This window comes from Verrucomicrobiia bacterium (assembly GCA_035495615.1).
GTDB lineage: Bacteria > Omnitrophota > Omnitrophia > Omnitrophales > Aquincolibacteriaceae > DATJFP01.
The window spans coordinates 1-7,326 of sequence record DATJFP010000024.1; the positions used below are offsets into that span (position 1 = coordinate 1).

The following is a 7,326-nucleotide window of genomic DNA, read 5'->3' on the forward strand; positions in this document are numbered from 1 at the left end:
AGGAAGGGTGATCTTCAAAAGCGGTAACTGCTTCCCCGACAAATAGGACGCATTTGTTAGAAAAAAATCCGCATATTTGTAATATCCGAGCAAAAGAACGTCGCAGGTGATGCCAACCACCAGAATAAGCTTTCTCCGGAAAGGCTGATTTTCGTCGGCGAGAACCGTTCCTATCCCGTAATTAAAAAGCAGGCTCACCAGGAGCAGTATGACGTATTTTGGATTCCACCATCCGTAGAAGAAAAGGGAGGATAATACAAGGGATGCCTTTGCGGCGATTGTGAGTCGATTCCGATTTAGGAAAAAATAAATCGTCGCCGCAATGGGAAAGAATAGAAGGATGTATCCCGCTGAATTAAATAACATACGTCCCGAAAACTTTTTGTGGATTAGGAATCCACTTTCGAAAATCGTACGGTATAAATGATGTGCTGTTCGTAAACGGGACCGGGTCCTTACCCTTCCCTGCCAGCCCCGGTCCGGTTACTGCATTATTTCCTTTATTTTCTCGAACCCGGCACTTTTGGAACCGGTACCGTTAATGAAAATCGTCTCATTGATCGCTCCCCCTTATTGGAATTGCAGGGCCGACAGGCGTTCCAGCAAAGGCGGCACACGGCATACGGCGCCGTTCAAATCCGTCTTCCCCTGCTTCTCGATGTCCTCGGCTTCTTTCAGCAGGGCCTCGGCCTCATGGAGTTGTTCTTCGATTTTCTTTAAAATCTCCATCTGCTGACGCTGCCATTCCTCGAGATTCTGCTGCATCTTGGGGACATCGTCGAGGGCTTCCTTCGCGCCGGCATCCTGGGGATTCGCCGCGAGCGCTTCTTTCGCGGCCGCGGCCTTGTCGTCGATGACCTGCTGCATTTCCTTGCGCTCCGCCTCCGTGGCTTCCTTATGGCGATCCAGAGCGTCTTTGTAATCGTTTACCGTGCGCTGAACCGTCATGGCAAGCCCATCCAGCACCGCCCGCTTTTCCGCATCCGGCGTCCGCGCCGCTTGCTCGGGGCAGGATTCTTTAGGCGGCTCTTCGGGCTTCTCGCGGTCGAGCGGCGAAAGCCGCCAGCGCACGCGGATCTCTGTCCGGTCGCGAAAGCCGGGCTTGTCTTTGTTCTCGGCTTCCCACTTCGTCTCGCCTTTGAGCAGCATACCCGTGGCCGGGAGATCGCGCTCCACCTTCCGCATCACAGCCGCCATCCGTTGTTCAAACTGCTGGACGGCTTCCTGCGGCGAGGCCGTGTCCGGCGCTTCAGGAACCGGTCCGAAAGCCTGGTCGCCCTCGTCGATATCCACAACCCCAAGCCCCGCGCTCATGCCGCCGCCGACCGGAAGCGTATGCGGCATAGCCTGAAACGAACTGCTGGAGGACTTTTCCGGAGCGCGCGGGTCTGTCGTCCAGGAATCCTCCTGCCACCGGCCGTCTTTTTTGATCTGCGTCCGGAGCGTGCTGTAGAAAATTCCCTTGCGGTAACTCCGGCACGTCTCGTTCGTGCCCGCAACGCAGATCGGATAAACCCCGCGCGTCCGTTCGAACTGCGACCATTCTCCGGGAACTAAATGCGATCCCGCGGCGATCGAATACGTCTTGCGGTCCTTGTCGAGAAGGACCGAAAGCTCGGCCCCGATCTGGTTGGTGGTATCCTCCCCGCGGCCGTGCACCCGGCGCACGACATTGGGGCAGACGTAATCGGATTTCTCGTCCCAGCGCAGGAGCCCCTTGCCGAGAGGGCCCACGGAGCTTTCCTCCCCCGCGGCCCCGGCATCGCCCCACGACTTCGACCGGACCTCAGGCTCTTCTTTTTCGCTCCCCGCGTCCTCATCGCTCATGCCCATGCGCTTGGCCATGGCTTCGAACATTTTCATCTGCTGATCGAGGGCCTTTTCGTCGGCGTCCGGTTCCGCGGGCGCCTCCTCGACCGGCGCCGGAAGAGTCACGTCATAATGGAGCCGCGTCGTGATCACGGTCGTGTCCCACGCTTTCCCCATGGGCGTGTACCCTCCATTCGCGTCATCTTCGGCGGGACAATCCTGGAGATAGCCCCACTCGCTTGTTGTTTCCACGTCGATGGTGCCGCCCCATTTTTTCACGGTAAGAAAACGCTCAGGACCATTTCCGGAAGGAGGCTGCTGCGCCTCGGCGGCGGGCGAAAGCCCGAGTAAAAGGGCGAGAAGGAGAGCGAAGATGCGGACTGTAAAAGGATGCGCTTTGCTAACCAAGTTGGCTTGCTTTCCTTTTATTGGGAATGCCGTTCTAACTGCCAAGCATGCCGCATTTTACGGCCACGTCCCTTGGAATTCAACACCCTCCTCACCCGGTTCCGAAAATAAAAGGGCCTTGACAGGCAACCAAATGGTTGCATATAATTGGGGCATGGCAGCCGGTGAAGACAAAGTATTCAAAGCCCTTGCGGATTCCAGCCGCCGTACCCTGCTGGACCGGCTGCACAAAAAAAACGGCCAAACCTTGAACGAGCTGTGCGCGGGGCATGACATGAGCCGCCAGGCTGTCACCAAGCATCTCGTCCTGCTCGAAGAAGCGAATCTCGTGACCACTCGCAGGAAAGGCCGTGAAAAATGGCATTATCTCAACCCGGTACCGATCAACGAAATTTACATGCGCTGGATCGGCAAGTTCGAGAAGTCCCGGCTTGCGGCATTGCACAATCTCAAAGAAGCCTTAAAGGAGAACGACCATGAAAAAACCTGATTTCGTCTACACCACTTACATCAAGAGCACTCCGGAAAAAGTCTGGCAGGCGCTCACCACGCCCGAATTCACCCGGCAATACTGGAAGTACGAAAATATTTCCGACTGGAAAAAAGGTTCGGATTGGGTCCACCGGGACCCGAATGGAGAGAAGGGAAAAAACGTCTTCGTCGAAGGCAAAGTGCTGGAAAGCAGCCCGCCCAACCGCCTGGTGCTGAGCTGGATCGATCCCGCCAACAAGGCCGATGAGTCCCGCGTCACGTTCGAAATCAAGCTCATTGGCGAGCTGGTCCGTCTCGATGTGGTCCATGGCGACTTCAAGGCGGATACCGACATGCCGGAGCGCATCTCCGGAGGCTGGCCGCGGGTTCTCTCGGGTCTCAAAACCCTTCTGGAAACCGGCAAAGCCATCGACATCTGGACGGGTCACAAGACCTGCAGCGAAAACGCCGCCGTCAAAACCGCAGTGTCCTGAAAAATCCCGCTTCAAAAAAATGGGGACGGTTCCAATTTCATGGAATCGTCCCCATTTTCAAAACCACTCCAAACCGGATCGAATTGCTTGTCAGGGGGGACTGTCCCCATGCCCTGTCCCCGTGTCCTGTCCCTAGGGACTGTCCCCTATGTGCTATGTGTTTATTTCAGGCGCGGCATTTCAAGGCGATGGCGTTCAACATGCCGCGAAAAACGATTTGATGAAGCGGCCAGACCGCATACCAGTAAGCAAGCCCCGCCAGACCGCCCGGATCGAAAAGCGCCGTCTGCGTAATGCGGCATCCCGCCCCCGAGGGCGAAAGTTCGTACTGGAGCCAGGCGCGTCCCGGAAGTTTCATTTCGGCATGAAGCCGCAAAAGCGCGCCGGGCTGGCAGGCTTCGACGCGCCACCAATCAACGACGTCTCCCACCACCAGCTTGTTGGGGTTTCGCCGGCCGCGCCGCATGCCGATGCCTCCGGACAAAAGATCGAGAAATCCCCGCAGCCGCCAAAGCCAATTCGCAAAATACCAGCCGTTCGCCCCGCCCATCCTCTCGATCACCTGGAACGCGGAGTCACACGTCGCCGGAACTTCCACCGTGCGCGCATCCGCCAGCCGGTTTCCAAGACGCCCTTTTGCCGTGAGATTTGCGCCGCTCAGAGAAAGCGCGTCCGACCACCGCGTCAGCGCCATATCCTCGTCCTCATGGACAAGAGCGCGCGCGATCGCCTCGCGGATAGGCCGCGGCTTCACGCTGAAGACTTCCAGCGCGCTTTTGTCGTGCACCGTCGTTTCGTGCCGGATGCTCTCGATGAGTTTCCGCCCGACCCGGGCATAAAGCGGCGTGATCAATCCGAGCCAAAGGCTGGAAAGCCAGGGAGAAAGCACGGGAACAGGAATAATGAGACGCTTCAGGTTCCGCTGGCTTCCGTATTCCTTCATGAGATCGAGATAAGAAAGCCGGTCCGGACCGCCGATTTCGAAGATGCGGCTTTCATCGAAAGGTTTCTCGACCGCTTCGTAAAGATACGCAATCACGTCCTCGATGGCGATCGGCTGCGCCTGGACATGTACCCACGTGGGCGTCAACATCATGGGAAGACGCTCGACCAGGGAGCGGATCATCTCGAAGGAAAGGCTGCCCGATCCGATGATGATGGACGCCTGAAATTCGACAACGGGAATCCCCGACGCGCGCAAAATCTCGCCGACCTGCCTCCGGCTCGCGAGATGAGGCGAAAGCTGCGTGCCGTGGCTCAATCCGCCGAGATAAACGATCTTGCGGATCTTCGCTTTCCTGGCCTCGGCTGCAAAATTTTCCGCCGAGCGCCTTTCCTGCTCTTCGAAATCGCGCTCGCTCCCCATCGAATGCACGAGGTAATAAGCCACCTCCACGCCCTCCATCGCGCGGGCGATCGAAGCCGCGTCCAGCAGGTCTCCGGAAAAAATCTCGGTGGAAGGATCCGCCCAGGCCTTGAGATGCTCCGGACGCCGCGCGAGACACCGCACCGCATGACCGGAAGCCTCCAGCTTTTTGAGAAACCGCCCCCCCACGTATCCTGTCGCACCCGTAAGAAGAATCTTCATTGGCTCCCCGGGCTGTTACGCCCGTCCCTTTATTTCATCATTACGGGTTCAGATACCAGATTGCGCCGTTCAGATAGCCGGCGAAACTTACCCACGCAAGGTAAGGCAGAAAAAGCAGCGCCGAAACCTTATCCTGATGCCTGACCGCGGAAATCAGGAGGAAAAGACAAATCCACAACGCAAGGATGTCGATCATGGCGATCGCGGGATTTCGCATCCCGAAAAACAAAAAGGACCATGCGCCATTCAGGATAAGCTGGAGAACAAACAGGAAACGGGCCGATGGGACTCCCGTCCAAAGCCGCGCCCCGGCCGCCGCCATGAGAACATAAAGGGAAGTCCAGACAGGCGCAAAAATGGCATTCGGAGGATTAAGCGGCGGTTTCGTCAGCCCGCCATACCAAGTCGTTACCGACGATGCCGTCACCATGCCGCCGGCCCAGCCGATACCCAGACAGATCGTCAAAAAAATGAGAAAACGCGGAATCGATTTCACAGGGAACTATCGCAAAAGGGCTCTGACATTCGCCCGGATTGAGGTGGCTTAATCATGTCTTTAACTGTCCCCCGTGGGGATTGTCCCCTAAGGAATCTGAGCTGGCGCCCGCTTATTTTCCTTGGGAGCCTGAAGCTCATCTGCCTGGCTCACATCCGCGCGGTCGGAGCGAGGCAGGATATTGACCTTAAACCAATAATCATGAATGAATTTAACGAGAACTAAAATCTCGTCGAAATTAACCGGTTTTTTGATGAACGAATTGACGCCGAATTTGTAGCACATGTTGATTTCCAGATTGGAATAATAATTACTCATGCAGATGATCGGAATATAATTCAGGAGCGGATTTACTTTGATTTTCTCCAGCACTTCGAGCCCGTTCATTTTGGGCATCTGAATGTCCAAAACAATGATCGCCGGATGATCCGCCATTTCAGGGCTCTTGTAATGATCCGTCGTAAGAAGATAATGCACAAGCTCTTCGCCGTTGCGGACCCATTTAAGCGCGGTCGTCTGCTTCCCGCCATTGAAACAAGCCGTCAAGGCTTTTGAAACCATCTTGTAGTGATCTTCGCTGTCATCGGCGAAAACAATGATGTTGCCGTATAACTTTTCGTTAAGTGTCTCCATGGATCCCCCTTTTTTCGGCCCTTTCGAATCAGAAAAAGGCCTTAAGACTGCCGGGGGAGATTAGATGATCGTTGGCTTATTATACGCGGGCTGCTGCCTGTTAGGGATCTTTCTCCGACCTCTTAATTCCTGCCGTGCGGCTGGAATCTGACAACCCTTCGTGGGTGCCGCACCTTCCTGTAGGTATTTGGAAGAGACACTGTTAGTCCGTTCCCGCCAGAACCAATCCGAATGGATCGAATTGCTTGCCGGGGGGACTGTCACCTTAATTTAGGCCGCCGGTATCCAGCCCGTCTCGATGACCTCCGCCTTGTTCCGCCGCGAACTCTCGACTCGAAGTTTCTCGGTGGCCTGCGCCTGCTCCATGCTTTTTACTCCCGTGCACGCCACCGGCTGCACCTGCCCCGCGTCGGGCGTAAAGCCGTACTTCTCTTTCAGCAGATCTCCGAACGCGCTCATGACCGGCTGCATCTTTTCCGGCTGCGCCGTAAAAGCGCCGGAATAAAAAGCCTTGGCCGGAGAAATGGATTCATCCGGCATCTCGCGCTGGGATTGATTGGCCGTGCAGAAAAAATAACTCGGGGCTTCAGGCGCGGCCTGATACGGCGACTCCCCCGCGTAGGCGGCAGGCAAAATCAAGGTGAAGACGACAACAGCAAGCGCAAAACCAGAAAAGCGGCGGTTCATGAGTTTCTCCTTGTCTAGAAGGGCTGTCCCCTTAATTGGCCTGATACGTCCAGCCGGTCTCGATCGTGCCTTCGGGGTTGGCTTGTTTACCGGGTTTTAAACGCGCTTGAAGCGCGGATGCGGCTTCGTCCATGCTGTGCACTTTCGCGCACGAAACGCTGTTGTCGAAAGTCGTCGGATCCTGGGCATAAGCGTATTTTTCCTGGAGAAACTTAATGTAGGCATCCCGCACCGGAGTGAGGACGCGGACATCGGTCGTCGTAAAGACATCGGAAAAATACGCCTTCCCTTTGGGAGCCGCCGGCGTGGGGTCTTCCATGGCCATGCAAAAAGAGTAGGATGCGGCCTGAGGTTTGTTTTGGTCCCAGGGTGTCTCCCCCGCCAACGCAAAAGGAAGCTCATAGAAGGCAGCCATGACGAGGAACAGCAAAGAAAAAAAAGCGGGTATCCTTTGACGCATAAATTCTCCTTTTTATCGAACCGGGCTCAGCGAAGCGACCTTAAATAGGGGTATTGATTCTGCCGGGGACAAGTTTCAATACCTGTCCCTCTGAGAACCGGTACCGTTAATTTCTGTCTCATTAAATGGATTGAAAATTAAACCGGTTTTGATTGCTTTCGCTAAAGGGGGCCTGTCCCCGTGTCCTGTCCCTAGGGACTGTCCCCTTTATTTTTAATAGACTAATTTTAATTTGAACCTTTTTGTGAACCGTTTGTAATCAATTATTTGGGCCTTTAAG

9 protein-coding genes are annotated in these 7,326 nt (G+C 55.5%); 2 read left to right on the plus strand and 7 right to left on the minus strand.

Annotated features, from left to right (window positions below):
- Both VL688_02885 and VL688_02890 read right to left on the minus strand, forming a co-directional pair.
- Positions 1–366, minus strand: a 366-nt coding sequence (locus VL688_02885; GenBank protein HTL46990.1) for an MBOAT family protein, incomplete at its 3' end; no start/stop codon positions are given.
- Positions 367–570: 204 nt separating this feature from the next.
- On the minus strand, positions 571–2,217 hold the full coding sequence (locus tag VL688_02890) for a hypothetical protein (GenBank protein ID HTL46991.1): 1,647 nt from the start codon (positions 2,215–2,217) through the stop codon (positions 571–573).
- A gap of 133 nt (positions 2,218–2,350) precedes the next feature.
- On the opposite strand from VL688_02890, the gene VL688_02895 reads away from it, so the two are divergent.
- The gene (locus tag VL688_02895; protein ID HTL46992.1) at positions 2,351–2,707 is read left to right on the plus strand and encodes a metalloregulator ArsR/SmtB family transcription factor; all 357 of its coding nucleotides are present in this window, start codon (positions 2,351–2,353) and stop codon (positions 2,705–2,707) included.
- Positions 2,694–3,182: an SRPBCC family protein gene (locus VL688_02900; GenBank protein HTL46993.1), complete on the plus strand. Its 489-nt coding sequence runs from the start codon at positions 2,694–2,696 to the stop codon at positions 3,180–3,182. The genes VL688_02895 and VL688_02900 overlap by 14 nt, the downstream gene beginning before the upstream one ends.
- A 166-nt stretch (positions 3,183–3,348) precedes the next feature.
- On the opposite strand, the gene VL688_02905 is transcribed toward VL688_02900, so the two are convergent.
- From VL688_02905 to VL688_02925, 5 genes are all read right to left on the minus strand, one after another.
- The gene (locus VL688_02905) at positions 3,349–4,770 is read right to left on the minus strand and encodes an SDR family oxidoreductase (GenBank protein HTL46994.1); all 1,422 of its coding nucleotides are present in this window, start codon (positions 4,768–4,770) and stop codon (positions 3,349–3,351) included.
- A gap of 40 nt (positions 4,771–4,810) precedes the next feature.
- Entirely contained in the window at positions 4,811–5,266 is a 456-nt protein-coding gene (locus VL688_02910) for a TspO/MBR family protein (GenBank protein ID HTL46995.1), read from the minus strand.
- A gap of 87 nt (positions 5,267–5,353) precedes the next feature.
- Positions 5,354–5,899 (minus strand): response regulator, encoded by a 546-nt coding sequence (locus VL688_02915; protein ID HTL46996.1) that lies wholly within the window; start codon positions 5,897–5,899, stop codon positions 5,354–5,356.
- Between the two features lie 270 nt (positions 5,900–6,169).
- Complete coding sequence (locus VL688_02920; GenBank protein ID HTL46997.1) at positions 6,170–6,586, minus strand: hypothetical protein; 417 nt, start codon at positions 6,584–6,586, stop codon at positions 6,170–6,172.
- Between the two features lie 31 nt (positions 6,587–6,617).
- Positions 6,618–7,046 carry a hypothetical protein gene (locus tag VL688_02925; protein HTL46998.1) on the minus strand — a complete coding sequence of 143 codons (429 nt, stop codon included), beginning with the start codon at positions 7,044–7,046 and terminating at the stop codon, positions 6,618–6,620.
- Positions 7,047–7,326 lie beyond the last annotated feature (280 nt).